The organism is Streptomyces sp. NBC_00286, from assembly GCF_036173125.1.
Taxonomy (GTDB): Bacteria; Actinomycetota; Actinomycetes; order Streptomycetales; family Streptomycetaceae; genus Streptomyces.
In genome coordinates this window covers 3,358,449-3,382,008 of the sequence record NZ_CP108054.1, presented here as the reverse complement: position 1 = coordinate 3,382,008, position 23,560 = coordinate 3,358,449, and the positions used below count along the sequence as shown (strand labels likewise).

Below are 23,560 nucleotides of genomic sequence, written 5' to 3'. Positions count from 1 at the left end.
GCCGCGAATTGGTGCCGGGGCGCTGTCGTTCCAGGTCTACGACCCGTAACCAGGCCTACGGCACGTAACGGCTCAGCGCTTGACGGCGCACAGCAGGCCGTCGCCGACCGGCAGGAGCGAGGGTACGAGGTCCTGGTTCTCGCGGACCGTGCGCAGTAGCTCGCGCTGGCGCAGTACCTCTGTCGGCTGTGGGCCCGAGTCCACTGTCCGGCCGTTTGAGAAGACGCCCTCGAAACAGACAAGGCCGCCGGGGCGCAGCAGGCGCAACGATTCAGCGAGATAGTCGAGATATTCCAGGCGGTCCCCGTCGCAGAAGACGAGGTCGTATCCGGAGTCCGCGAGCCGGGGCAGGACATCCAGGGCGCGGCCCGGAATGATGCGCGCGCGATTACTGGCGAAGCCGGCGGCGCGGAACGCCTGCCGGGCGAACTGCTGGCGCTCCGGCTCCGTGTCGACGGTGGTCAGTACACCGTCCGGCCGCATGCCGTGCAGCAGATGAATTCCGGAGACTCCGGTTCCGGTTCCGATCTCCGCCACCGATTTTGCGCCCACGGTGGCGGCGAGCAACCGCAGCGCGGCGCCGGTGCCGGGCGACACCGAGCGCAGCCCTGCCTCCTGGGCCCGGTCCCGGGCCCAGCGCAGCGCGTCGTCCTCGGCGACAAAGGCGTCGGCGAACGCCCAGCTCGTCTGCCGGTTGCCGCTAATGACCCTCTCCCGTCCCCGTGGTTGCCTGGGCGTGACTGTATCCGTTGCCGTCGGGAACCCGCAGATGGGACCGGGCGTTTAAAGGGGTGCGGAACGACGCGGGGGGTAGCCGATGGACAAGGACACCGAGCAAGTGCTGACGCAATCGCGGAAGCGCGTATCAATTTCTCGTAAAACCGCTTATCCGGAGCTAACGGGCGAGGTGGCTATGGTAGGGGCTCCACTGGACACCACCAGAGCCGACAGGGGAGGTGCGGCTGCGCCTGGGGATCGAGGAGGGGTGCTGAGGCGCCTGCTCAGATCCGCGGGTGAGCCGAAATCCGTGACCGACACCGCTGACAAGTACCGTGCTGCCGATTCCGCTCAGACCGCGACCTTCACGTCCGACGCGGACTCGCAGGCGTGGACTCCGCCCACCTGGGAGGAGATCGTCAGCATGCACAGTGGCCGGGTGTACCGGCTCGCCTACCGCCTGACGGGCAATCAGCACGATGCCGAGGACCTGACCCAGGAAGTCTTCGTCCGGGTCTTCCGCTCCCTGTCGACCTACACGCCCGGCACCTTCGAGGGCTGGCTGCACCGCATCACCACCAACCTCTTCCTGGACATGGTGCGCCGCAAGCAGCGCATCCGGTTCGACGCGCTCGGCGACGACGCGGCCGAGCGGCTGCCCAGCCGTGAGCCATCCCCCCAGCAGGTCTTCAACGACACGCACTTCGACGCGGACGTCCAGCAGGCGCTCGACACCCTCGCACCCGAATTCCGTGCCGCGGTCGTCCTGTGTGACATCGAGGGGCTTTCGTACGAGGAGATCGCCGCGACCCTGGGCGTCAAGCTCGGCACGGTCCGCAGCCGGATCCACCGCGGCCGATCCCAGCTCCGCAAGGCCCTCGCCCACCGGTCGCCCGAGGCCCGCGCCGAGCGCCGTGGCCTCGTCGTCACCGGGGTGCCCGCTCTGGGAGGAGGGGGCGCGACCGCGTGAGTGGATCACGTCCTACGCCGGCAGAGCAGCACCTGGGAGACCGACTCTCCGCCCTGGTGGACGGAGAGCTCGGTCATGAGGCGCGTGAGCGCGTCCTGGCCCACCTCGCGACGTGCGCGAAGTGCAAGGCCGAGGCAGATGAACAGCGACGACTGAAGAACGTATTCGCGGAAGCGGCTCCACCACCGCCCTCCGAGAGCTTCCTGGCCCGCCTCCAGGGGCTGCCCGGGGGAAGTGACGGGGACGGGGGCGGCTCCCGGCTGGGCGGAGGATCCTTCGGGTCGTCCGGCGCTTTTGGTGTGCGGCACGATTCGGGTTTCGGTGTGCGGCACGACCCCTTCGAGTATGTGCCGAGCGGTCCGCATGCCGCCGTGCTGCCCTCGGAGCAGCGCGGGTTCCGTATCCATGACATCAGCAGACGCGAGGCCGATCGTTCGGCCTCACGCGGGCTGCGCTTCGCGTTCGTGGCGGCCGGGGCCGTATCGCTGGCTGCGGTCGCGCTCGGCGGGGTGTCGACCGGTGTGCCCGACAGCACGGAAGCACGGGCCGGGTCCGGCTCGGGCAGCAATGTGACCCCGGCGCGTACGCCGGGCACGGGCGCGGCGACCACTCCCGAGCAGCGCCGCCGCGGCTTCGCGCCGCTGCTCGCCCAGGGGCAGCGTTCCTTCACGGCGGAGCAGGTCGCGCCGACCGCGGTGTCCGCGCCGCTGCTGCCGGGAATGCCCCCGCCTGCCGGTCAGCAGGTCGCGCGTCCGCCGCACGCGCTGACCGCGCCGGTGGTGGGCGGTGCAGCCGCGATGTCCCCGCTCATACGTCCCCTCGAGACGCACCCGCCGGTCACGCTGACCTCGTGGGCGACGACCTCTCAGTTCGCGACGCCCGGGCTTTCGGCCATCGTGCCGCTGCCCGAGTCGTCCGCCTCCCCCTCGCCTCCCACCGCCCGCTGAACCCGCCCTCTGCGCGGCGGCCGGCGAACCTGGTTGAATCCAGGGATGGGCCGCGCCCACCGGAGGGACCCGGGGCGCGGAGTCGACAATCCGCGGCGCCGCCGACGCGCCGTGCTGCGGGCCAGGTGTGGGGAGAGCATGGACGAGGGGAAGCACTCCGCTTCCGCGGGGGACGGGACGAATCCAGCCACGCCTGACGGCGCCCCGACCCCGCTCGGGCACCCGGAGAACGCCACGAGCGGACTCCGCCGGGAGAACACCGAGGGCGACTTCGAACTGGAACGGCCTGCGGGCGCCGCGCCTGTACGTGGCGCGGGCGACGGTGAGCCGTCCGTGGTGGCGTACGGGGTGGGCGGTGCGCCGGAGGGTGGTCCGGTGTCTGGTGGCTCCGCGTCTGGTGAGCGGGCCGAGCCTCTGCGCGGCGCGGATTCGTCCGGGGTGGCGTACGGGGTGGGCGGCGCGCCGGAGAGCGGCCGGGGCTCCGGTGGCTCCGCGTCCGGTGAGCGGGCCAAGCCCCTGCATGATCCGGATCCGTACAGCACGCCTCCGTATGGAGAGCCCGGGCCCTACGCGCCCGCGCCGCCGGTCCAGCATCCGGGGACGACTCCCGCGCGGGGCACGGCCGTTCCGGCGCCGACACCTGGGCACGGCACCGGCACGCCTGGGCCGACCACCGGCACCGGCGTGCCTGGCGCGGGCCCTGCCGTCCATGGCACCGGCACTCCCGGAGCGGCTCCTGCCGTCCATGGGGGCGGTGTGCCTGGAGCGGGCCCAGCCCATGGCGCCGGCACACCCGGCACGACCACCGGCCATGGTGTGCCGGGACAGGCGGCGACTCCGCCGCAGAACGGTTCCGTCGGCCCGGCGGCTTCCACGCACGGCGTCGGCGCGCCTGGCGCGGGCCCTAACGTCCACGGCACCGGCACTTCCGGAGCGGGCGCCACTGCCCACGGAACTGGCACGTCTGGAGCGGCTCCTGCCGTCCCCGGCACCGGCGTGCCTGGCGCGGGCCCTGCCGTCCATGGCACCGGCACTCCCGGAGCGGCTCCCGCGGTCCATGGCACCGGCGCGCCCGGAGCGGCTCCCGCGGTCCAGGGCACCAGTGCGCCCGGAGCAAGCCCAGCCCACGGCGCCCACATACCCGCACCCGCACCTGCCCCCGCAGCGCCCGTACCTCGCCCAGCCCAGGCCCCTGCCCACCACCCGAGCCCGAGCTCGGCCTCGGGCCCCCAAGCCCAATCCCCGCAATCCCTCCAAGCCCCAGCCCAAGTCCCCCCACCCACTCAAGCCCCCCAACCCCCAACCCCCTGGCAGCACTACGACCCCTGGGCCGCCGCCCCCCTCCAGCAGAACGGTGCCGGCGTCGACAGCGAGAGCCGGCGGCGTAAGCGCGTCCGGCGGTTGCTGGTTCTCGGAGCCGTACTCATCGCGCTGCTGGCCGGAGGCCTCGGCGGCGCGGTAGGGGCGTATCTCGAGCGGAATGGGGGGATCGAGAACGTCGAGTTGCCGCAGGCCGGGACGGAGGCCAAGGGGCGGGCGCCGGACAGTGTGGCCGGGATCGCGGCCAGTGCGTTGCCCAGCGTGGTGACCCTGCATGTGAGCGGGGCGGATGCGCAGGGCACGGGCACCGGCTTCGTGCTCGACGAGCGCGGGCACATCCTCACCAACCACCATGTCGTGGATGCCGCCGGAGCGAGCGGCGACATCTCCGTGACGTTCAGCGGGGGCCAGAGCGCCAAGGCGAAGCTGGTCGGAGGCGACACCGGTTACGACCTCGCCGTGGTGAAGGTGAGCGGCGTCAGCGGCCTCAAGCCCCTGCCCCTCGGCAACTCCGACAACGTCCAGGTCGGCGACCCGGTGGTGGCCATAGGCGCACCCTTCGACCTCGAGAACACCGTGACCTCCGGAATCATCAGCGCCAAGGAACGGCCGATCACCGCCGGCGGCCAGTCGGGCGACCGCAGCGACGTCTCGTACGTCGACGCCCTGCAGACCGACGCCCCGATCAATCCCGGCAACTCGGGCGGCCCCCTCGTCGACTCCAAGGCCCGCGTCATCGGCATCAACAGCGCCATCCGTTCCGCCGACAGCGGCTCCGACCTGGAGAGCGGCCAGGCAGGATCGATCGGCCTGGGCTTCGCCATCCCCATCAACCAGGGCAAGCGGGTTGCCGAGGAACTGATCAACACCGGCAAGGCCACGCACCCGGTGATCGGTGTCACGCTCGACATGGACTACGCGGGCGACGGCGCCCGCGTCGGCACCAAGGGTGGCGAAGGCGGCTCGCCGGTCACCAAGGGCGGCCCCGGCGACCGGGCCGGCATCAAGGCGGGCGACGTGATCACCGAGGTCGATGGCCGGCCCGTCCGCTCCGGCGAGGAGCTCATCGTCAAGACCCGCGCCCACCGCCCCGGCGACCGCCTGGAACTGACCGTCGAGCGCGACGGCAAGGAGCGGAAGATCAGCCTCGTCCTCGGCTCCGCCGACGGCGACTGACCGGCAGTGGACGGGGCGGACGGGGCCCCAGAGGGGACAACAACAGACGGGAACCAACAGGAACCCATCACAAACTGACAGGAACGGCAGGAGTAAGACGCCGGGACAGTACCGGACAGACAGGAACGGCGGGTACCGTGGATCCGGCCCGGACCACGGAAGAATCCCGCCGAGGCCGAGGACATCCCAAGGAGCTGCAAGGTGTTCAATGACATAGGAGCCCTCGAGCTGGTGGCGCTCGTTGTCCTTGCTGTGCTCGTCTTCGGCCCGGAGAAGCTCCCGAAGATGATCCAGGACGTCACGCGCACCATTCGCAAGATCCGCGAGTTCTCGGAGAGCGCCAAGGCGGACATCCGTGAGGAACTGGGCCCCGAGTTCAAGGACTTCGAGTTCGAGGACCTCAACCCCAAGACGTTCATCCGCAAGCAGCTGGACAACGATGACCTGGGGCTCAAGGAGATCCGTAACGGCTTCGACCTGAAGAAGGAGATGGCCGAGGTCACGGACGCTGTCCACGGCCGCGACTCAGAGTCCGCCGTGTCTTCCTCCACCTCGCCGTCCTCCGGCGGCACCGTCGACATGACGAAGAAGCGCGAGCAGCTCGAACCGGCCGAGCGCCCGCCATTCGACGCGGACGCGACCTGAGGCGTACGGGCCTCAAGGCGCACGCGTACGTATCTGAGGCATACGGGCTTCAAGGCGCACGCGTACGTATCTGAGGCGTACGGGCCTCAAGGCGCACGCGTACGTATCTGACGTGTACGGGCCCGAGGCGCACGCCCCCTCAGCCGTTTGCTCCCGAGCTACAAGAACCCCGTACCACCGAGTTCTCCCTGCTCACAGCGGCGCGAGCGGACGCGTACCCGCCCCACCCGCCGACCGGTTTCACAGCTCGCTGTCGACCTGTGGCTATCCTGCCTAGTTGTTGTGCGGACCGGAGGGACGCCCGATGGGGGGCGGGCCGTTTCGGTCCGACGAGAGCGAGGAGGCGTCCGGGCAATGGAGACGACAAGTCGGGTAGGCGCGCAGGCGTCGGACGCGGAGGGCGGACAACGACCCGTGCCCTCCGCCCGGGGCACGGTCGACGGCTACCTGCTGGCGCCCTTCCCGTGGTACGGCCTCGACGAGGCCTTCACGGGACCGCGCTGGCTGATGAAGGTCGGCACCTCGGCCGATGGCGCCGTGGAGCACGGCTCGATCGGGCACGGCGACGAGCCGTCCGTACGCAGTGAGTCCACGACGGACGACAAGGAGCGCTTCGCGGTGGTGGTCACCGTCGCGTCCAGCCCCGTGCGGCGCAGCGCCGACGGCACCGGGCTCCTGGAGGCCACCTCGGTGTCCTCCGCGGCCTGGCTCGCGGGCGTGGGACTGCTGAACTGCACCTGGCCCGGTCAGATGGACCACACCCTGCGCGACGACTGGCTGGACCAACAGACCGAGACGGCGTGGGTCCTCGCGGACGACCTGACCGGTCCGGACTGGTCCAGCCTCTCGCTCCCCGTGGACGGCGTTCCGGCGTCCTTCCACTACCGCGAGTCCGAGTTCGGCTGGGTTCTCGCGGGCTCCACGCAGCAGGGCGTCCACCTGGGCGCGTACGGGCGCGGGATGAGCGCGTACGGTCTGGGCTTCTCGGTGGTCAAGGACATCACCGCGTACGTCTAGCCAGTACGTGGGTGGGGGCGCCGTCTCGCGAGACGGCGCCCCCACCCACGTAACGACGTCAGAACTTGTTGCGCGGGGTGATCCCCAGCGACATGCCCGACAGCCCGCGCTGGCGTCCCCCCAGCTTGCCCGCGATCGAGCGCAGGGCCGTGCCCGCCGGGGAGTCGGGGTCGGTGAGGACGACCGGCTTGCCCTCGTCGCCGCCTTCGCGGAGGCGGACGTCGATCGGGATGCTGCCCAGCACGGGAACCGTCGCGCCGGTCGTCCGGGTCAGGCCGTCGGCGACGGCCTGACCGCCGCCCGTGCCGAAGACGTCGACCATCTCGCCGCAGTGCGGGCAGGGCAGACCGGACATGTTCTCCACCACGCCCACGATCTTCTGGTGGGTCTGGACGGCGATGGAACCGGCCCGCTCGGCGACCTCCGCGGCGGCCTGCTGGGGCGTCGTCACGATCAGGATCTCGGCGTTCGGCACCAGCTGCGCGACCGAGATCGCGATGTCGCCCGTGCCCGGCGGGAGGTCCATGAGGAGGACGTCCAGGTCGCCCCAGTACACGTCCGCCAGGAACTGCTGAAGTGCGCGGTGGAGCATCGGGCCGCGCCAGACGACCGGTGCGTTGCCCGGGGTGAACATGCCGATCGAGATGACCTTCACGCCGTTCGCGGACGGCGGCATGATCATGTTCTCGACCTGGGTGGGATGCCCGTCGGCGCCCAGCATGCGGGGCACGGAGTGGCCGTAGATGTCGGCGTCCACGACACCGACCTTCAGTCCGTCCGCCGCCATCGCCGCCGCCAGGTTCACGGTCACGGACGACTTGCCGACGCCGCCCTTGCCGGAGGCGACCGCGTACACGCGCGTGAGCGAGCCGGGCTTGGCGAAGGGGACCTCGCGCTCGGCCTGCCCGCCGCGCAGCGCGGAGGCCAGCTCGCGGCGCTGCTCGTCGCTCATCACGTCCAGCGTGACGTCGACGCGCGTGACACCGTCGACCGCCTCGACCGCCCTCGTCACGTTGTCCGTGATCGTCTGGCGCATGGGACAGCCGGAGACGGTCAGGTACACGGTGACCGCGACCGCGCCATCCGCCCCGATCTCCACCGATTTGACCATCCCCAGTTCGGTGATGGGTCGCTGGATCTCGGGGTCGTTCACCGTCGCCAGCGCTGCGCGCACCGCGTCTTCCGTAGCCATACGACCGATGGTACGGCGCTTCCACCCACCCTCGGAAAGCCTGTCAGCGGTCGCTTACGTCACGTCCGCGCGGGTGTTCCGCCGGGAATGCGCCCCGTCCGTTCGGCAGCCGGTCCTCCAGTTCCCTGACCAGGTCCTCGAGTTCGGAGCGGATCCAGTCGCGGGTGGCGACCTCACCGAGGCCGGTGCGCAGCGCGGCGATCTCGCGGGTCAGATACTCGGTGTCCGCGATCGACCGCTCGTTCTGCTTGCGGTCCTGTTCGAGATTGACCCGGTCGCGGTCGGCCTGCCGGTTCTGGGCGAGCAGGATCAGCGGGGCGGCGTACGAGGCCTGGAGCGAGAGCATCAGGGTCAGGAAGATGAACGGGAACTCGTCGAAACGCAGGCCGTTGGGCGCCGCGACGTTCCACAGCACCCACATGATGACGACGACGGTCATCCAGACGAGGAACCGTCCGGTGCCGATGAACCGCGCGATCCGCTCCGACAGCTTGCCGAAGGCCTCCGGGTCCCACTCGGGCACCAGCCTGCGGCGCGGCGGCAGCGGCTGGTCGAGCCGGATGCGCGGGCGTGCGGTGACGCCCATGGGGACCCGCTCGCGGGGGTCGCGCTCAGGAGCCATGCGAGACCCCCTGAGCCTCCACGTCCAGATGGAACTCCGTCTCGCGCCAGTCCTCCGGCAGCATGTGGTCGAGTACGTCGTCCACGGTCACCGCGCCGAGCAGCGAGCCGCTCTCGTCGACCACGGGCGCCGCGACCATGTCGTACGTCGCGAAGAAGCCGGCCACCACCGGCAGCGCGTCCTCCGGTCGGAGCGCCTGGAGATCATCGTCGAGAAGCGCGCTGACCAGCGTGTACGGGGGGTCGCGCAGCAGCCGCTGGAAGTGCACCGTGCCGAGGTACTTGCCGGTCGGCGTCTCGTCGGGCGGGCGGCACACGTACACCTGGGCGGCCAGCGCGGGGGAGAGGTCGGGGTTGCGGACCCGGGCCAGCGCGTCGGCGACCGTCGCGTCCGGCTGCAGCACGATCGGCTCGGTGGTCATCAGACCGCCGGCCGTCCGCTCCTCGTACGCCATCAGCCGCCGTACGTCCGCCGCCTCGTCCGGGCGCATCAGCGTGAGCAGCCGCTCCTTGTCCTCCTCCGGTAGCTCGGCCAGCAGGTCGGCCGCGTCGTCGGGGTCCATCGCCTCCAGGACATCGGCGGCGCGCTCCTCCTTGAGCTTGCCGAGGATCTCGATCTGGTCGTCCTCCGGCAGCTCTTCGAGAACGTCGGCGAGCCGGTCGTCGTCCAGGGCCGCGGCCACCTCCGCGCGCCGCTTGGCCGACAGATGGTGCAGTACGTTCGCGAGGTCGGCCGGACGCAACTGCTCGAAGGTGGCGAGGAGACTCTCGGCGCCCTGCCCCTGCTCCTCGAGCGAGAACCCGGTCACCGCGGACCACTCGACGGTCAGCGTCTCCCCCTTGGACCGCCGGAAGGTGCCGCCCTTCCCCTTGCGTACGAAGACCCGGTCGATCTCCCAGTCGCGGCGGGCCGGCAACTGCTGGACCGACACATCCAGAACCGTCACCTCCTCACCGGACTCGACGAGATGTACGCGTCGGTCGAGCAGTTCCCCGATGACGAGCCGTTCGGTGGGCCGCTGCTCGAAGCGCCGTACGTTCAGGACGCCGGTGGTGATGACCTGGCCCGACTCGATGCCGGTCACCCGCGTCATCGGCAGGAAGATACGGCGGCGCGTCGACAGCTCGACGACGAGGCCGAGCAGTCGGGGCGGGCGCTGCCCGACCCGCAGCATGGCGACGAGATCGCGCACCCGGCCCACCTGGTCGCCGTTCGGGTCGAAGACGGCGACACCGGAGAGGTGCGAGACGAAGATCCGGGGAGCGCCAGCGGCCATGCCGCACACCTCCTCCCTGCTCACCGATCTCTTATCGATATATCCGTATTTGCGGGCTTCAGGCTAGCCCGTACCGACTGGACCCGCCCCGGCGGCGGACCTGTACGGACTGCCTCCGGAGTGCGTGGACGGCACAGGTACGCTGCCGTACGCCGCCCAGGACTCCCGAACGAGAGGTGCCCCCACCCGTGACCGTATTTCCCCAGGGCCGTAGCCACCGGGCCGCACTCATCAGCGCCATGTGCGCACTGGTCGTGACGGGGACAGGACTGACGGGGTGCGGCGCCGAGGACCCGAACGCGGGCACCAACGGGGTCGGCAAGCTCCCCGCCGACGAGATCCAGGCCAGGACGAACAAGGCGGCCCGGGGCGCGAACGCCGTCCACCTCTCCGGCTCGGTCGTCAGCAACGGCCGTACGTACAAGCTCGACATGCGCCTCAAGGCCGACGGCGGCACCGGTTCCGTCACCACCCAGGACACGACCTTCCGGCTGCTGCGCGTCGGCGAGCACCTGTTCCTGAAGGCTGACACGGACTTCTGGGCGGACGAGGAGGACAAGGGCGGTGAGGGCGCTGAGGGCAGCGGAGGCAAGGACAGCGACGCGGACGCGGAGGCCGCCGAAAAGCTCGACGGCAAGTACGTGAAGGTCCCGCAGGGCGACCCCGCCTACCAGCGCTTCACCGGCTTCACCGACAAGGACGTCCTCCTCGACGGCCTCCTCACCCTCCACGGCACCCTGGCCACGGACGGCCACCACGAACGCTTCGGCATCCGCACCATCCGCATCACCGGAGACAAGGGCTCAGGCGGCACCCTGGACGTCTCCCTTGAGGGCAAGCCCTACCCCCTACTCCTGGCCCGAGCAGGCAACGCGGGAACGATCCGCCTGACGGACTGGGGCAAGGACTTCCCCCTGGAGGAACCGGAGAAGAACGAGATGGTGGATTACGGGCAACAGCTACCGGAGTCGTAGGGGCAGGGCCCCGAAGGGGCGCGGGGAACTGCGCGCGCAACCACAATCCGCCCGCAGCGTGCACACACGCCCCGCCGCCTCAGGGGCGCGGGGCTGTATCAATGTGCGGCTCCGCCGCGCGGGAGCGACCAGCGCCCCGTTAGGGGCGCGGGGAACTGCGCGATCGCCACGACGCACCCGCAGCTTGGAACCGGTCTGCCGACGCAGCTAACGGCGCTTGCGCCCACGGAACAGCAACCGTTGCAGCCCCGCAGGGATCGGCTGCCGCGTAGTCGCCGGCGAAGGCGCCGGCACAGCCGCAAGCGACCCGTCCGGCAACGGCGCCGTACCCCCCGTCGGCTCCAAGCGGAGCACCCGGCACTCCCGAGCCCACCGCTCAGTCATGGCCTCACCATCCGGCGCATTCAACCGCTTGCCCTTGAGCTCGCCGACCACGGCGTCCCACTCAGGCGACCCGGGAGCGAGCTCCACGACCCTCGCCACCCACGAAACCAACCGCCCGCCCTTGTCCTTGCTGCGCACGGTCACCACCGCCTCGCCCCCATCGACGAGCCCCGGCAGCGGCTGCTCCCCGCCCCCGTCGCCGACCAGGCACACCGCCCCGTCGAACCACACATGCCACAGCGCCCGTTCCGGCACCGGTGCCCCATCACCCCGCACCCACACGAGCGCGGACTTCTTGGAGGCCTCCTCGACGAGGGCCTGGCCGAGCAGCTCATCCGTCATGGCAGCAAGGGTATCCAGCCCACTCACACCAGTCCGGACCGCTCACCGCAGTCCGGGCCCGCTCACAGCCACCCGTTGCGCTTCAGCGTGCGGTGGATCGTGAAACAGATCCCCACCGTGATGCCCAGCACCAGCGGGTACCCGAACTTCCAGCGCAGCTCCGGCATGTAGTCGAAGTTCATGCCGTAGACGCCACACACCATCGTCGGTACGGCGATGATCGCCGCCCACGACGTGATCTTGCGCATGTCCTCGTTCTGCGCGACCGAGGCCTGCGCGAGATTGGCCTGGAGGATCGAGTTGAGCAACTCGTCGAACCCGACGACCTGCTCCTGGACCCGGGCGAGGTGATCGGCGACATCACGGAAGTACTTCTGGATGTCGGGGTCCACCAGCCGCATCGGCCGCTCGCTCAGCAGCTGCATGGGCCGCATCAGCGGGGACACCGCCCGCTTGAACTCCAGTACCTCACGCTTGAGCTGGTAGATCCGCGCCGAGTCGACACCGCGCGCGGTCCCGCCCTTGCGCCCCGGCGAGAACACCGCCGTCTCGACCTCGTCGATGTCGTCCTGCACGGCGTCCGCGACCGCGATGTACCCGTCGACGACATGGTCGGCGATCGCGTGCAGCACGGCCGACGGCCCCTTGGCGAGCAGCTCGGGGTCGTCCTGCAGCCGGTGCCGCAGTGCCCGCAGCGAGCCCTGCCCGCCGTGCCGCACCGTGATGAAGAAGTCCCGGCCGGTGAAACACATCACCTCGCCGGTCTCCACGATCTCGCTGGTGTCGGTGAGTTCGTCGTGCTCGACGTAGTGGATGGTCTTGAAGACGGTGAACAGCGTCTCGTCGTAGCGCTCCAGCTTGGGCCGCTGGTGGGCGTGCACCGCGTCCTCGACGGCGAGCGGGTGCAGCCCGAACTCGCTGGCGATGACGGCGAATTCGTCCTCCGTGGGCTCGTGAAGACCGATCCAGGCGAAGCCGCCGTCACGGCGCACCTGGAGCATCGCCTCGTGCGGCGTGAGGGTGACGGGGAAGGGGACGCGGGCGCCGTCGCGGTAGATGGCGCAGTCCACGACAGCCGAGTTCGTCCCGGCCTCGCGAGTGCTGTCGTACGGGCCGCCGTCCTTGCGCAGCGAGGGGCGGACCGCGGCGCGCAGGTCTCGGATCATCGACATGGCAGGCTCCTTCGCGTAGAAGCCGCCCGGCAACGGTTGGAACTGCCCGGAATGGGGACGTCCTGACTGGGGTCTCCGGCCTTTGAAAGCCGGGATGTTTGGCACGTCCGCAAAGCGGGGAGCACCGCACCGTCGCGGTGGCAGCTTCGCTACTGATACAGATCAGACAGATCAGACAAAAACGAAGTGCTCTTCCGTCGTGCACCGACACGCATGACGCGAGTACGGGAGGCGGCAGCCAATAGAGCTCGGATTATGAGAACTCAGCAGCCGGAAGAGCGGGTAGTACTACACGGTCGACTTCGATCCATGGAGCCCCACCTCCTCCGGCCGGTCCCCCGTAGGGGAGATCCATCCCCCGTGGGGGAGTTTCCGTGCGTCGAGACTCGAGAGCGACGCTTCTGCGTGCTGCCCCGACCAGCGGCCAAGACTATCAGCCCACCGGCCTGTCAAGCCGCCGCTTCGCCTTTGTCGCTCCCGGAAACCAGGGCAGAAGTCCCCAAAAAGGCGCAGCCTATGCTCACCGTATGGCTGATGTTCTTCCTTTGGTGGAGGCCCGGTTGCGTACCGCACTGGGCGAACCGGACGCGCGCGCAGCGGTCACCTTCCTCGGCACGGACCGCATCGAGGTGCTCCGCTTCAGCGGCGGAGCCGCCGGGGAAGAGATCGTGCGCTACGCCACGCTCGGCATGTCCGCCCAGCCGATGACGGACCCCACGGCAGCCCTCGCCGACCCGGTCAAGGGCCCGCGCGCCGAACTCGTCCTCTCCGTACGCGCCGGCGTCGCCGACACCGACAAGGTGCTCCGCCCGCTTGCCGTACTGGCCGCGTCTCCGCAGGTGGAGGGCCTGGTCGTGGCCCCCGGAGCCTCGCTCGACGTCGGTGAACCCCTGTGGCCGGGCGCCCCGTTCACCTCCGTACTGGTCGCCGAGCCGGGCGGCCTCGTCGAGGACCTGGAGCTGGACGAGCCCCTCGATCCCGTACGTTTCCTGCCGCTGCTTCCGATGACGCCGAACGAGGCGGCGTGGAAGCGGGTGCACGGCGCGGCGGCCCTCCAGGAACGCTGGCTCACGGGCGGAACCGACCTGCGCGATCCGTCACGCAAGTCTGTGTCTCTCGACTGAACCCAACCTTCCGCTGGAATCGTCCAGTTGGGAATGTCACACTCGTTCAATCGGCGGCGACGGGGCTCGCCGGACGGGTGATCGTCCTTGACGCGGCGACAGCCGGGGAGGACCGTTGGGGCCTATGAGGGGCGAACCCAGTTGCCCGAAGTGTGGTGGCCGGGTCAGGGCTCCCGGACTCTTTGCCGACTCCTGGCAGTGTGATGTGCACGGACCCGTGCACCCACTGCAGCCCGTGATCCCGCCCAGCGTCGAGGCCCTCAGCGTCGTGGTGCACCGTGCGCGCGTACCGGTGTGGATGCCATGGCCCCTGCCCGTCGGCTGGCTCTTCACGGGTGCGGCTTTCGCGGGCGACGACCGCAGCGGCGGCCGTGCCACCGCCGTGGCCTGCTCGGGCCCGGGCCCGCTCGGCGGCGTAGGAGAGCTGGTGCTCGTTGCCGAGGAGCTCGGCGTGGGCCTCGGCGCGCGCTACGCGGGAATCGACGGCCCGGACCCCGGCCCGTACATGAACGTCGAGAAGCCGGCCCAGGCGAAGGTCCTCGCGGCGGGCCGCCCGACCCCCCTCTGGCTGGTCTCCGGCACCCCCGACGACCGCGCCGTCTTCGCCGGAGAGGCCCGCGGACTGTGGCTGTGGGCGGTCGTCTGGCCCGAGCAGTCGGGCCTGCTGATGTACGACGAGCTCGTACTGACCGACCTGCGGGACGCGGGCGCGGAGGTGGACCTGCTGCCGTGCGGGGCGCTGTCGCCGCGCATCCTGGAGCCCTAGCTAGGCCCTGTCTCCCCGATCTTCGCGGGCGCACGACGCCTGGCACGGCTCCCCCACGCTCGGCTTCGCTCGCGCGGGCGGTGCCCCCACCGCCGCACGGCCGCATCACCCAAGTACGTCCAGTACGAGGGCGATGCGGCCGCACGCCGATGCTCCCCCACTGCCTGAAGGGCGTGGGAGGTGCCCCCAGCACCAGACGCCGCGCGCTGATCCGCGAAGATCGGGGAGCCAGGACCTAGAGGACTCGGGCCGGGACGGGTGCGGCCCCCGTTACCCTGGAGTGTCCCTTCCGCCCGGTCAGAGCCTGGAGTCCTCGTACGTGCGCATCGATCTGCACACCCACTCCACCGCTTCCGACGGTACGGACACGCCCGCCGAGCTGGTGCGCAATGCCGCCGCGGCCGGTCTGGACGTCGTCGCGCTGACCGACCACGACACCACCCGCGGACACGCGGAGGCCATCGCAGCGGTCCCGGAAGGCCTCACCCTCGTCACCGGAGCCGAACTCTCCTGCCGCCTCGACGGCGTGAGCCTGCACATGCTGGCGTACCTCTTCGATCCCGAGGAGCCCGATCTGCTGCGTGAGCGTGAGCTCGTACGCGACGACCGGGTGCCGCGGGCCCACGGCATGATCCGTAAGCTCCAGGAGCTGGGCGTGCCGGTGACCTGGGAGCAGGTGGCGCGGATCGCGGGCGACGGGTCCGTGGGGCGGCCGCACATCGCGACCGCGCTGGTCGAGCTGGGCGTCGTGCCCAGCGTCTCCGACGCCTTCACACCCGACTGGCTCGCCGACGGCGGCCGGGCCTACGTCGAGAAGCACGAGACGGACCCCTTCGAGGCGATCCGGCTGGTCAAGGCGGCGGGCGGCGTGACCGTCTTCGCGCATCCCGCCGCTTCGAAGCGGGGCCAGACCGTGCCGGAATCCGCGATCGCCGAGCTCACGGCGGCCGGACTCGACGGCATCGAGGTCGACCACATGGACCACGACCCGGCGACCCGGTCCCGACTCCGCGGCCTGGCGGCCGACTTGGGGCTGCTGACGACGGGCTCCAGCGACTATCACGGCAGCCGCAAGACGTGTGTACTCGGGGAGTTCACCACGGACCCCGAGATCTACGGGGAGATCACGCGGCGGGCCACCGGGGCGTTCCCGGTGCCGGGTGCGGGCGGGGCCGCGGGAGTCTGACCCTCTCCTGTCCCGGGGGCTCTGCCCCTGCCTGTCGCACCCCTTCCCACACCAAGGTTCCCCGTGTTCGACCTCGCCGTCTTCGGCTCACTCTTCCTCACGCTCTTCGTCATCATGGATCCCCCTGGGATCACCCCGATCTTTCTCGCGCTGACGTCCGGACGGCCGGCGCGGGTGCAGAAGCGGATGGCGTTCCAGGCCGTCTGCGTGGCCGGCGGTGTGATCACCGTGTTCGGGCTGCTCGGGCACCAGATCCTGAACTACCTCCATGTGTCCGTGCCCGCGCTGATGATCGCGGGCGGTCTGCTGCTCCTGCTGATCGCCCTCGATCTGCTCACCGGCAAGACGGACGAGCCCAAGCAGACCAAGGACGTCAACGCCGCCCTCGTACCCCTGGGCATACCGCTGCTCGCGGGACCGGGCGCGATCGTGTCCGTCATCCTCGCGGTGCAGAAGGCCGACGGCGTCGCGGCGCAGACGGCGGTGTGGACGGCGATCCTCGCCATCCATGTCGTGCTGTGGCTGGTGATGCGCTACTCGCTGCTGATCATCCGCGTCATCAAGGACGGCGGCGTCGTCCTGGTGACCCGGCTCGCGGGCATGATGCTCTCCGCGATCGCCGTGCAGCAGATCATCAACGGGGTCACTCAGGTGATCAAGTCCAGCTGAACAGAGCCGAACACGCAGAACCCCCGTACGGCATCGATGCCGTACGGGGGTTCTGAAGTGTGCTGTCGGGCGTCCGCGCGTTACGAGGCGGGGGCTTCGGCCGGGCGGATCAGAATGCGCTGGCCGATGGCGGCGGCCTGCTGCACGATCCGGTTGACGGAGGCGGCGTCCACGACGGTCGTGTCCACGGCGGTGCCGTCGACGTCGTCGAGGCGCATGATTTCGAAGCGCATACGGCTTCTCCCTTCGTCTGGTCATCCTCCTGAAGGAGAACTACTGGTAGGTGGAACATGGGGCGTCTGTGCCACGGGTTCCACAACGAGTCAACGGGATGCTGATGACAAACATTCCCTACGCTAAATAAATTTTTCGCACGCCTAATTACTTGGTGATACTGGACCGCTTGTGTTCACACAGTGACGTCCTGCGACAATGAGGCGCATATGAATGACGACTTCGCGGGAACCGACGCTCTGGCCGCCCTCGGTGCGCGCCTGGACCGCACGAACGAGCTGCTCCAGCGCGTGCTCGCCGAGGTGGCCAAGACGCCGTCGACCCATGCGATCTTCGTCGACGCCGGTTATCTGTACGCGGCCGCCGGGCGGCTCGTCGCCGGTACGGAGGACCGCCGGGCCTTCGATCTGGATGCCGAAGGCCTCATCGAGGCGCTCATCGACAGGGCGCGCACGATCTTCGCGGACAGCAGGCTGCTGCGCGTCTACTGGTACGACGGCGCGCGTCGCCGCATCCACACGGCGGAACAGCAGTCCATCGCCGAGCTGCCCGACGTCAAGGTCCGGCTGGGCAACCTCAACGCCAACAACCAGCAGAAGGGCGTCGACTCCCTGATCCGCAGCGACCTGGAGTCACTGGCCAGGCATCGCGCCATCAGTGACGCCGCCCTCATCGGAGGCGACGAGGACCTGGTCTCCGCGGTCGAGGCGGCGCAGGGGTACGGCGCGCGGGTCCACCTCTGGGGCATCGAGGCACCCGAGGGACGCAACCAGGCGGAGCCGCTGCTCTGGGAGGTCGACAGCCAGCGGACCTTCGACCTGGAATTCTTCAAGCCGTACGTCTCCCGCCGGACCGCCGCCTCCTACGAAGCCTCGGCGGGGGCGCGGCCCACCCGGGAGGACGTGCGGTTCGTGGGGGCGCAGGTCGCCGCGCAGTGGCTGGGCGCGCGGGGGCGGGAGGCACTGGCGGATCTGCTGCCCGGACATCCGTATCTGCCCGGGCCCGTCGACCAGGACCTCCTGGTTGAGGCGGAGGGCCTGCTGCAGTACTCGCTACGCGGCCAGGCGGATCTGCGACGGGCCTTGCGGGACGGGTTCTGGGGGCACTTGCAGGCGCAGTACTGAGCCTTTACGTGGTTTGGTCGGTCTGCTTCCAGAAGGCGGCCAGGGCTTCGGCCGTTTCCAGGGGGCGGTCCGTGTTGGGGGAGTGCTCGGCTCCGCGTACGACCGTGCGGTGGGCCTTGAGGCGTACGGCCATGTCGTCCAGGAGCGGCACCGGCCAGGTGCCGTCCTCTTCGCCCGACAGGACGTGAAAGGGGATCGGTACGGCGGCCAGCTCGGCGACGCGGTCCGGTTCCGAGCACAACTGGCGCCCCGCGGCGATGAGTTGAGCGGGGCTGTTGCCGAGCCAGCGTTGCCTGAGCACTTCGAGGTCATCGAGTCCGGCGTCCAGGTCCTGCTGGTCGGCCGCGTCCTCCGGAGGCTCCAGTGCCTGGATCGCGTCCCACACCTGCGCCATGTCCATCACGGCGAGAGCGTCCCGCAACAGCTTGACCCGTAGCTGCTGCGAAGCGGAGATCTCGGCCGGCCCCGAGGCGATGAGCGTGAGCGAGCGGAAGCGGGCGGAGTCCAGCAGTACGGCGGCCCGGGCGACCTGTCCGCCGAACGAGTGGCCGACGAGGTGCACGCGTTCCTGCGGCGTCTCGGTGACCGCCTCGACCTGGGCGAGTACGTCCCGCGCCAACTCACCTTGCGCATACGGGGCTTCGTCGTCTCTTGGGCCCGGCGTCTTGTACTGGCCGCGTCCGTCCACGGCGACGGTCCGGTATCCGGCCGCGGCCAGGGGTTCGTGCAGGGAGATGAAGTCCTCCTTGCTGCCGGTGAACCCTGGCAGCAGCAGCGCGGTTCCCTTCGCTTCGACGCCGGGCGCCACGGGGGCGTCGATCACGGCGAACTCACCGCGCGCGGTGCCGAGCCGATACGCACGGGCGCCGGGCGGGGGGACAAAGGTGGCGGGCCTGCTCATGAGGAGGAGGCTAGCCAAGGAAGCTGTCGAGCGGGTTGCAGGGCGGCGTGACTTTTAGCGCTTCCGGAATGGCGACGGCCCGACCTCAAGTGCTGGGGCCGGGCCGTGGGAGAGAGGCTCGCTCTCGGTGGCTGCTGCCTCGGCCGGGTTGCGGGGTGGCGTGACTTTTCGCGCTTCCGGAATGGTGACGGCCCGGCCCCAAGTGCTGGGGCCGGGCCGTCGGAGTGAGGCTCAGCTCTCGGTCGCCTCGGTGGCTGCTGCCGCCTTCTTGCGGGTGCGGCGGCGGGGCGCCGCCTCCGGCGCATCGGCCTCGACGGGCGTGGCCGCCGCCTTACGGGTGCGCCGGGGCTTGGCCGGGGCCTCGTCCGTGACCGACTCGGCCGCCTGAGCCGGGATACCGGCCTCCGCAGCCTTACGCGTACGGCGGCGGGGCTTCGCCTCGGTCGCCTCGACGGTGTCCACGGCTGCCTCAGCAGCGGCCGCGGTCTTGCGGGTGCGACGCGGCTTCGTCTCCGTCGCCTCGACCGCTGTGCCCTCGGCCGTGTCCAGCGCGGCCTGTGCCGCCTTGCGCGTACGGCGGCGCGGCGTGGCCGCCGGCTCCTCCGTCGCGGTCGCCTGGGCCGGGATGCCTGCCTCGGCGGCTTCGGCGACCTTTCGCGTACGGCGCCGGGGCTGCTTTGCCTCGGTCGCCTCGGCGGTGTCCACCACTGCCTCGGCCGTCGCCTTGCGGGTCCGGCGCGGCTTGGTCTCCGCCACCTCGACGACCGTGCCGTCCGCTGTGTCCACGGCGGTTTCGGCGGCCTTACGGGTGCGACGGCGGGGCTGGGCCTGGGTCGGCTCGGTCACCTCGGTTGCCGTGGTCGTGCCTTCGGCGATTTCCACGGCCTTACGGGTGCGACGGCGGGGCTGCGCCTCGATCGTCTCGGCCACCTCGGTCGCCACGGTCGCGCCTTCGGCCGTTTCCGCGGCCTTGCGTGTGCGGCTGCGGGGCTTGGTCACAATCGCCTCAGCGGCCTGCGTGGCCTCCTCGACGACGGTGGCCGCCGACTCGACGGTTTCCACGGCCTGCGCCGTCTCCGCCGTCTTGCGCGTACGACGCCGACGTGTCTTCGGCTCGGCCGACTCCACAAGCTCGGCTGCCGGCTCGGTGGCCTCCGGCGCGGTGCCCTCCACCGTGGCGACGGCCGTCTCGGCCGACTCCCCGGCACGGGTCCGGCGACGGCGCCGCGGGCTGCGCGCCTCGGCGGCCGGAGCCTCAGCGGTGGCCGCCGAGTCCGTGCCGTCGACCGGCGCACCGTTGCGCATACGGCGGCGTCGACGCGGCGTACGCGCCGGGCGCTCACGCTCGCGCTCGCGCTCGGGAGCCGCGGAACGGCCACCGCGACCGCGCGCGCCACGCCCGCCGGTCTCGCCGAGGTCCTCGACCTCTTCGGCCGCGAGCCCTGCTCGGGTGCGCTCGGCGCGCGGCAGGACGCCCTTCGTGCCCGCCGGAATGCCCAGCTCCTCGAAGAGGTGCGGGGACGTGGAGTACGTCTCCGGCGGATCGTTGAAGCCAAGCGCCAGCGCCTTGTTGATGAGCTGCCAGCGCGGGATGTCGTCCCAGTCGACGAGCGTGATCGCGATGCCCTTGGCGCCCGCCCGCCCCGTACGGCCGATGCGGTGCAGGTACGTTTTCTCGTCCTCGGGCGACTGGTAGTTGATGACGTGCGTAACGCCCTCGACGTCGATGCCGCGCGCGGCCACGTCGGTGCAGACGAGCACATCCACCTTGCCGTTGCGGAACGCCCGCAGCGCCTGCTCACGCGCGCCCTGGCCGAGGTCGCCGTGGACCGCGCCGGAGGCGAAACCGCGCTGCTGCAGCTGGTCGGCGAGGTCCGCCGCCGTCCGCTTCGTACGGCAGAAGACCATCGCGAGCCCGCGGCCGTCGGCCTGGAGTATGCGCGAGACCAGCTCGGGCTTGTCCATGTTGTGCGCGCGGTAGACGAACTGCGCGGTGTTCCGGACCGTCTGGCCCTCGTCGTCCGGCGCCGTGGCGCGGATGTGCGTGGGCTGCGACATATAGCGGCGCGCGAGACCGATGACCGCGCCCGGCATGGTCGCCGAGAACAGCATCGTCTGACGGCGGGCCGGCAGCATGTTGATGATCTTCTCGACGTCGGGCAGGAAGCCCAGGTCGAGCATCTCGTCGGCCTCGTCGAGGACGAGCGCGCGCACATGCTTGAGGTTGAGCTTCTTCTGGCCCGCGAGGTCGAGGAGACGGCCCGGGGTGCCGACGACGACGTCGATGCCCTTCTTGAGGGCCTCGACCTGCGGCTCGTACGCCCGGCCGCCGTAGATGGCGAGAACGCGTACGTTGCGGACCTTGCCCGCGGTGAGCAGGTCATTTGTGACCTGGGTGCACAGCTCGCGGGTGGGGACCACTACGAGTGCCTGCGGGGCGTCGGTGAGCTGCTCGGGCTGGGCCCGGCCCGCCTCGACGTCCGCGGGGACGGTGACGCGCTCGAGGAGCGGGAGGCCGAAGCCCAGCGTCTTGCCGGTGCCGGTCTTGGCCTGGCCGATGACGTCGGTGCCCGAAAGGGCGACCGGGAGCGTCATCTCTTGGATGGGAAAGGGGTTGATGATGCCGACGGCTTCGAGCGCCTCGGCTGTCTCGGAAAGGATTCCGAGCTCTCGGAAAGTAGTAGTCAGGGTGCTGCCTCTTCTGTGTACGCGACACGAGGCGAGCGCGGGGGTCGTTGAACCGTGCCGGGGACGTCGGCCGCTTGAAAGGCGGGCCTTGGTGGCACGGGACCACTGCCGACGCTCGAGCGCTCTTGCCGCTGAGGGTCTCTCCGGACGCCGTGCGCACTGTGCCGTACGGACGAGGAGAGCTGTCGGGTCGGAGCCGATCGGGCCACCGACCGGGCATCCTCATTCATATGGCCCGTTGAGATACGTAGATCAGCTCAGCGGGCTCATTACCACCATACCCCGGAATCGCGCATATGCGATGGTCGATTTGGTCACGTAGTGGTCGTCACACTGGCTGACCAGGGACTTACGCCTCGCTGTGAGCGGGCTATTGTGCGCTTTATGACGACGCCCGACAACACCGCCGACACTGCCGCCGACAGCTCCGCCGAACACACCGGAGTCGCCGCCCAGGACTGGACGAAGGCCTCCGTCGATCCCCAGTACCGCGCCGCGGTCGTCGACCTGCTCGGAGCGCTCGCGTACGGGGAGTTGGCGGCGTTCGAGCGGCTCGCGGAGGACGCCAAGCTGGCGCCGACGCTCGCCGACAAGGCGGAGCTCGCGAAGATGGCCTCGGCGGAGTTCCACCACTTCGAGCAGTTGCGGGACCGGCTCGCCGCGATCGGGGCGGAGCCGACGGAGGCGATGGAGCCGTTCGTCGCGGCACTCGACGGCTTCCACCGGCAGACGGCGCCGTCGGACTGGCTGGAGGGCCTGGTCAAGGCGTACGTCGGCGACTCGATCGCCAGCGACTTCTACCGCGAGGTCGCGGCACGGCTCGACTCCGATACGCGGGCGCTGGTCCTCTCCGTACTCGACGACACGGGGCACGCGAGCTTCGCCGTCGAGAAGGTACGCGCCGCAATCGATGCGGACCCGCGCGTGGGCGGACGGCTTGCGCTGTGGGCGCGAAGGCTGATGGGCGAGGCGTTGTCCCAGTCCCAGCGGGTGGTCGCCGACCGGGATGCGCTGTCGACGATGCTCGTCGGCGGGGTCGCGGACGGGTTCGATCTCGCGGAGGTGGGGCGGATGTTCTCGCGGATCACGGAGGCGCACACGAAGCGGATGGCTGCGTTGGGGCTGGCCGCCTGAGCACCGGGTTCGACTGCGGGTGTGTGGGGGCTGGTCGCTCCCCCACTCTCGGCTGCTCCCCCACTCTCGGCTTCGCTCGAGCGGGGGGACCCCCATGAGCGGGGGGACCCCCATGAGCGGGGGGACCCCCATCGCGGCGGAGCCGCATATGTAACAGCCCCGCGACCCTGACGGGGCGCGCTTCAGTGGGCGTCCGTTGGTTCGGAGCCGTCAGGAATCCCTGTCTACACCGTCGCCGAGTGGCGGCGGAGTCTTCCCGCCGGGCGGAGGAGCAGGGAGACGGACGCCGTGGCTACGGTCGCCGCGCCGATGAGCGTCAGCAGTAGGGTTCCGCTCAGCGCGCTGTTGGTGAGGAACGCGCCGAAGAGGCCGCCGGCTGCGCCCGTTGACAGGACGAGGCGGCCGGCCGGCAGGCGGTGCGACAGGCGGTGCATGGCCAGCCAGGCCACTGCCAGACCGAGGATCACGGAGCCGAGCGCTTCCAAGAACATGGTGGGGTCCCTCCCGCACGGCCGTGTGCATTTCGGTCGTAGCCCGTCTTACCCGTGGCCCCCGGAAGGCAATCCTTCCCTGTGGGTGATCTGTGCTCCGTCTGAGGGGATCGCGTGAGAGCGCATGAGCCTGAAAGTGCGGTTCCGCGCAAGGGCCGACATGAACAAGGGCCCCGTGGCCTGAAGCCACGGGGCCCTGTCGCGACGTAACTACAGCGCGCCGAAGCCCACCTTGCGCGGGGCCGGCTCGCCGATCTCGACGTACGCCAGACGGTCGGCCGGGACCAGGACCTTGCGGCCGTGGTCGTCCACGAGGCTCAGCAGCTGCGACTTGCCGGCCAGCGCTTCGGACACCGCCCGCTCGACCTCCTCGGCGGTCTGACCGCTCTCCAGAACGATCTCGCGAGGCGCGTGCTGCACGCCGATCTTGACCTCCACGGCTATGTCCCTCCGACGGTCACTGATGTGCGCGTTCGTCCGCGCCGTACG

At 70.4% G+C, this 23,560-nt stretch carries 23 protein-coding genes; 12 read left to right on the top strand and 11 right to left on the bottom strand.

Features of this window, described 5'->3' with window-relative positions; all coding sequences use genetic code 11:
• Nucleotides 1-72 precede the first annotated feature (72 nt).
• Complete coding sequence (locus OHT21_RS15205) at nucleotides 73-771, bottom strand: O-methyltransferase (protein ID WP_328774089.1); 699 nt, start codon at nucleotides 769-771, stop codon at nucleotides 73-75.
• Nucleotides 772-985: 214 nt separating this feature from the next.
• On the opposite strand from OHT21_RS15205, the gene sigE reads away from it, so the two are divergent.
• From sigE to OHT21_RS15180, 5 genes are all read left to right on the top strand, one after another.
• The gene (gene sigE, locus OHT21_RS15200) at nucleotides 986-1,687 is read left to right on the top strand and encodes an RNA polymerase sigma factor SigE (RefSeq protein WP_165341134.1); all 702 of its coding nucleotides are present in this window, start codon (nucleotides 986-988) and stop codon (nucleotides 1,685-1,687) included.
• Complete coding sequence (locus OHT21_RS15195) at nucleotides 1,684-2,634, top strand: anti-sigma factor family protein (protein WP_328768834.1); 951 nt, start codon at nucleotides 1,684-1,686, stop codon at nucleotides 2,632-2,634. Before sigE ends, OHT21_RS15195 begins: the two co-directional genes overlap by 4 nt.
• Before the next feature lie 816 nt (nucleotides 2,635-3,450).
• Nucleotides 3,451-5,130: a trypsin-like peptidase domain-containing protein gene (locus OHT21_RS15190; protein WP_443050636.1), complete on the top strand. Its 1,680-nt coding sequence runs from the start codon at nucleotides 3,451-3,453 to the stop codon at nucleotides 5,128-5,130.
• Nucleotides 5,131-5,331: 201 nt separating this feature from the next.
• The gene (locus OHT21_RS15185) at nucleotides 5,332-5,775 is read left to right on the top strand and encodes a sec-independent translocase (RefSeq protein WP_328768833.1); all 444 of its coding nucleotides are present in this window, start codon (nucleotides 5,332-5,334) and stop codon (nucleotides 5,773-5,775) included.
• A 354-nt stretch (nucleotides 5,776-6,129) separates the two neighbouring features.
• Nucleotides 6,130-6,792, top strand: coding sequence for a hypothetical protein (locus OHT21_RS15180; RefSeq protein WP_328768832.1), 663 nt, complete (start codon nucleotides 6,130-6,132; stop codon nucleotides 6,790-6,792).
• Between the two features lie 58 nt (nucleotides 6,793-6,850).
• Here the strand turns inward: OHT21_RS15180 and OHT21_RS15175 are convergent, their stop codons facing one another.
• The 3 genes from OHT21_RS15175 to OHT21_RS15165 are packed head-to-tail and all read right to left on the bottom strand — an operon-like array spanning nucleotide 6,851 to nucleotide 9,882.
• Nucleotides 6,851-7,984, bottom strand: coding sequence for an Mrp/NBP35 family ATP-binding protein (locus OHT21_RS15175; protein WP_328768831.1), 1,134 nt, complete (start codon nucleotides 7,982-7,984; stop codon nucleotides 6,851-6,853).
• A gap of 43 nt (nucleotides 7,985-8,027) precedes the next feature.
• Entirely contained in the window at nucleotides 8,028-8,606 is a 579-nt protein-coding gene (locus tag OHT21_RS15170) for a DUF1003 domain-containing protein (protein WP_328768830.1), read from the bottom strand.
• On the bottom strand, nucleotides 8,596-9,882 hold the full coding sequence (locus OHT21_RS15165) for a magnesium transporter MgtE N-terminal domain-containing protein (protein WP_328768829.1): 1,287 nt from the start codon (nucleotides 9,880-9,882) through the stop codon (nucleotides 8,596-8,598). Before OHT21_RS15165 ends, OHT21_RS15170 begins: the two co-directional genes overlap by 11 nt.
• Before the next feature lie 188 nt (nucleotides 9,883-10,070).
• Between OHT21_RS15165 and OHT21_RS15160 the strand changes: the two genes are divergently transcribed.
• Nucleotides 10,071-10,856: a hypothetical protein gene (locus OHT21_RS15160; protein WP_328768828.1), complete on the top strand. Its 786-nt coding sequence runs from the start codon at nucleotides 10,071-10,073 to the stop codon at nucleotides 10,854-10,856.
• 207 nt (nucleotides 10,857-11,063) lie between these two features.
• On the opposite strand, the gene OHT21_RS15155 is transcribed toward OHT21_RS15160, so the two are convergent.
• Nucleotides 11,064-11,582 (bottom strand): hypothetical protein, encoded by a 519-nt coding sequence (locus OHT21_RS15155; protein ID WP_328768827.1) that lies wholly within the window; start codon nucleotides 11,580-11,582, stop codon nucleotides 11,064-11,066.
• Nucleotides 11,583-11,644: 62 nt separating this feature from the next.
• Nucleotides 11,645-12,754, bottom strand: coding sequence for a magnesium and cobalt transport protein CorA (locus OHT21_RS15150; protein ID WP_328768826.1), 1,110 nt, complete (start codon nucleotides 12,752-12,754; stop codon nucleotides 11,645-11,647).
• A 527-nt stretch (nucleotides 12,755-13,281) separates the two neighbouring features.
• On the opposite strand from OHT21_RS15150, the gene OHT21_RS15145 reads away from it, so the two are divergent.
• The 4 genes from OHT21_RS15145 (at nucleotide 13,282) to OHT21_RS15130 (ending at nucleotide 16,499) form a co-directional block, all read left to right on the top strand.
• Nucleotides 13,282-13,878, top strand: coding sequence for a suppressor of fused domain protein (locus OHT21_RS15145; protein ID WP_328768824.1), 597 nt, complete (start codon nucleotides 13,282-13,284; stop codon nucleotides 13,876-13,878).
• Between the two features lie 124 nt (nucleotides 13,879-14,002).
• The gene (locus tag OHT21_RS15140) at nucleotides 14,003-14,644 is read left to right on the top strand and encodes a DUF6758 family protein (RefSeq protein WP_328768823.1); all 642 of its coding nucleotides are present in this window, start codon (nucleotides 14,003-14,005) and stop codon (nucleotides 14,642-14,644) included.
• Nucleotides 14,645-14,963: 319 nt separating this feature from the next.
• The gene (locus OHT21_RS15135) at nucleotides 14,964-15,830 is read left to right on the top strand and encodes a PHP domain-containing protein (RefSeq protein WP_328774087.1); all 867 of its coding nucleotides are present in this window, start codon (nucleotides 14,964-14,966) and stop codon (nucleotides 15,828-15,830) included.
• A 63-nt stretch (nucleotides 15,831-15,893) separates the two neighbouring features.
• Entirely contained in the window at nucleotides 15,894-16,499 is a 606-nt protein-coding gene (locus OHT21_RS15130) for a MarC family protein (RefSeq protein WP_328768822.1), read from the top strand.
• An 80-nt stretch (nucleotides 16,500-16,579) separates the two neighbouring features.
• On the opposite strand, the gene OHT21_RS15125 is transcribed toward OHT21_RS15130, so the two are convergent.
• Complete coding sequence (locus OHT21_RS15125) at nucleotides 16,580-16,732, bottom strand: hypothetical protein (protein ID WP_328768821.1); 153 nt, start codon at nucleotides 16,730-16,732, stop codon at nucleotides 16,580-16,582.
• Between the two features lie 210 nt (nucleotides 16,733-16,942).
• Here OHT21_RS15125 and OHT21_RS15120 point away from each other — a divergent pair, with 210 nt between their 5' ends.
• Nucleotides 16,943-17,857 carry an NYN domain-containing protein gene (locus OHT21_RS15120; RefSeq protein ID WP_328768820.1) on the top strand — a complete coding sequence of 305 codons (915 nt, stop codon included), beginning with the start codon at nucleotides 16,943-16,945 and terminating at the stop codon, nucleotides 17,855-17,857.
• A gap of 4 nt (nucleotides 17,858-17,861) precedes the next feature.
• Here OHT21_RS15120 and OHT21_RS15115 read toward each other — a convergent pair whose 3' ends face one another.
• Together OHT21_RS15115 and OHT21_RS15110 are read right to left on the bottom strand one after the other, a co-directional pair.
• Nucleotides 17,862-18,758: an alpha/beta fold hydrolase gene (locus OHT21_RS15115; protein WP_328768819.1), complete on the bottom strand. Its 897-nt coding sequence runs from the start codon at nucleotides 18,756-18,758 to the stop codon at nucleotides 17,862-17,864.
• Between the two features lie 231 nt (nucleotides 18,759-18,989).
• Complete coding sequence (locus tag OHT21_RS15110) at nucleotides 18,990-21,353, bottom strand: DEAD/DEAH box helicase (RefSeq protein WP_328768818.1); 2,364 nt, start codon at nucleotides 21,351-21,353, stop codon at nucleotides 18,990-18,992.
• A gap of 468 nt (nucleotides 21,354-21,821) precedes the next feature.
• Between OHT21_RS15110 and OHT21_RS15105 the strand changes: the two genes are divergently transcribed.
• Nucleotides 21,822-22,580 (top strand): ferritin-like fold-containing protein, encoded by a 759-nt coding sequence (locus OHT21_RS15105; protein ID WP_328768817.1) that lies wholly within the window; start codon nucleotides 21,822-21,824, stop codon nucleotides 22,578-22,580.
• 224 nt (nucleotides 22,581-22,804) lie between these two features.
• Here the strand turns inward: OHT21_RS15105 and OHT21_RS15100 are convergent, their stop codons facing one another.
• Both OHT21_RS15100 and OHT21_RS15095 read right to left on the bottom strand, forming a co-directional pair.
• On the bottom strand, nucleotides 22,805-23,071 hold the full coding sequence (locus OHT21_RS15100) for a hypothetical protein (RefSeq protein ID WP_328768816.1): 267 nt from the start codon (nucleotides 23,069-23,071) through the stop codon (nucleotides 22,805-22,807).
• Between the two features lie 210 nt (nucleotides 23,072-23,281).
• On the bottom strand, nucleotides 23,282-23,509 hold the full coding sequence (locus tag OHT21_RS15095) for a DUF3107 domain-containing protein (protein ID WP_033319983.1): 228 nt from the start codon (nucleotides 23,507-23,509) through the stop codon (nucleotides 23,282-23,284).
• Nucleotides 23,510-23,560 lie beyond the last annotated feature (51 nt).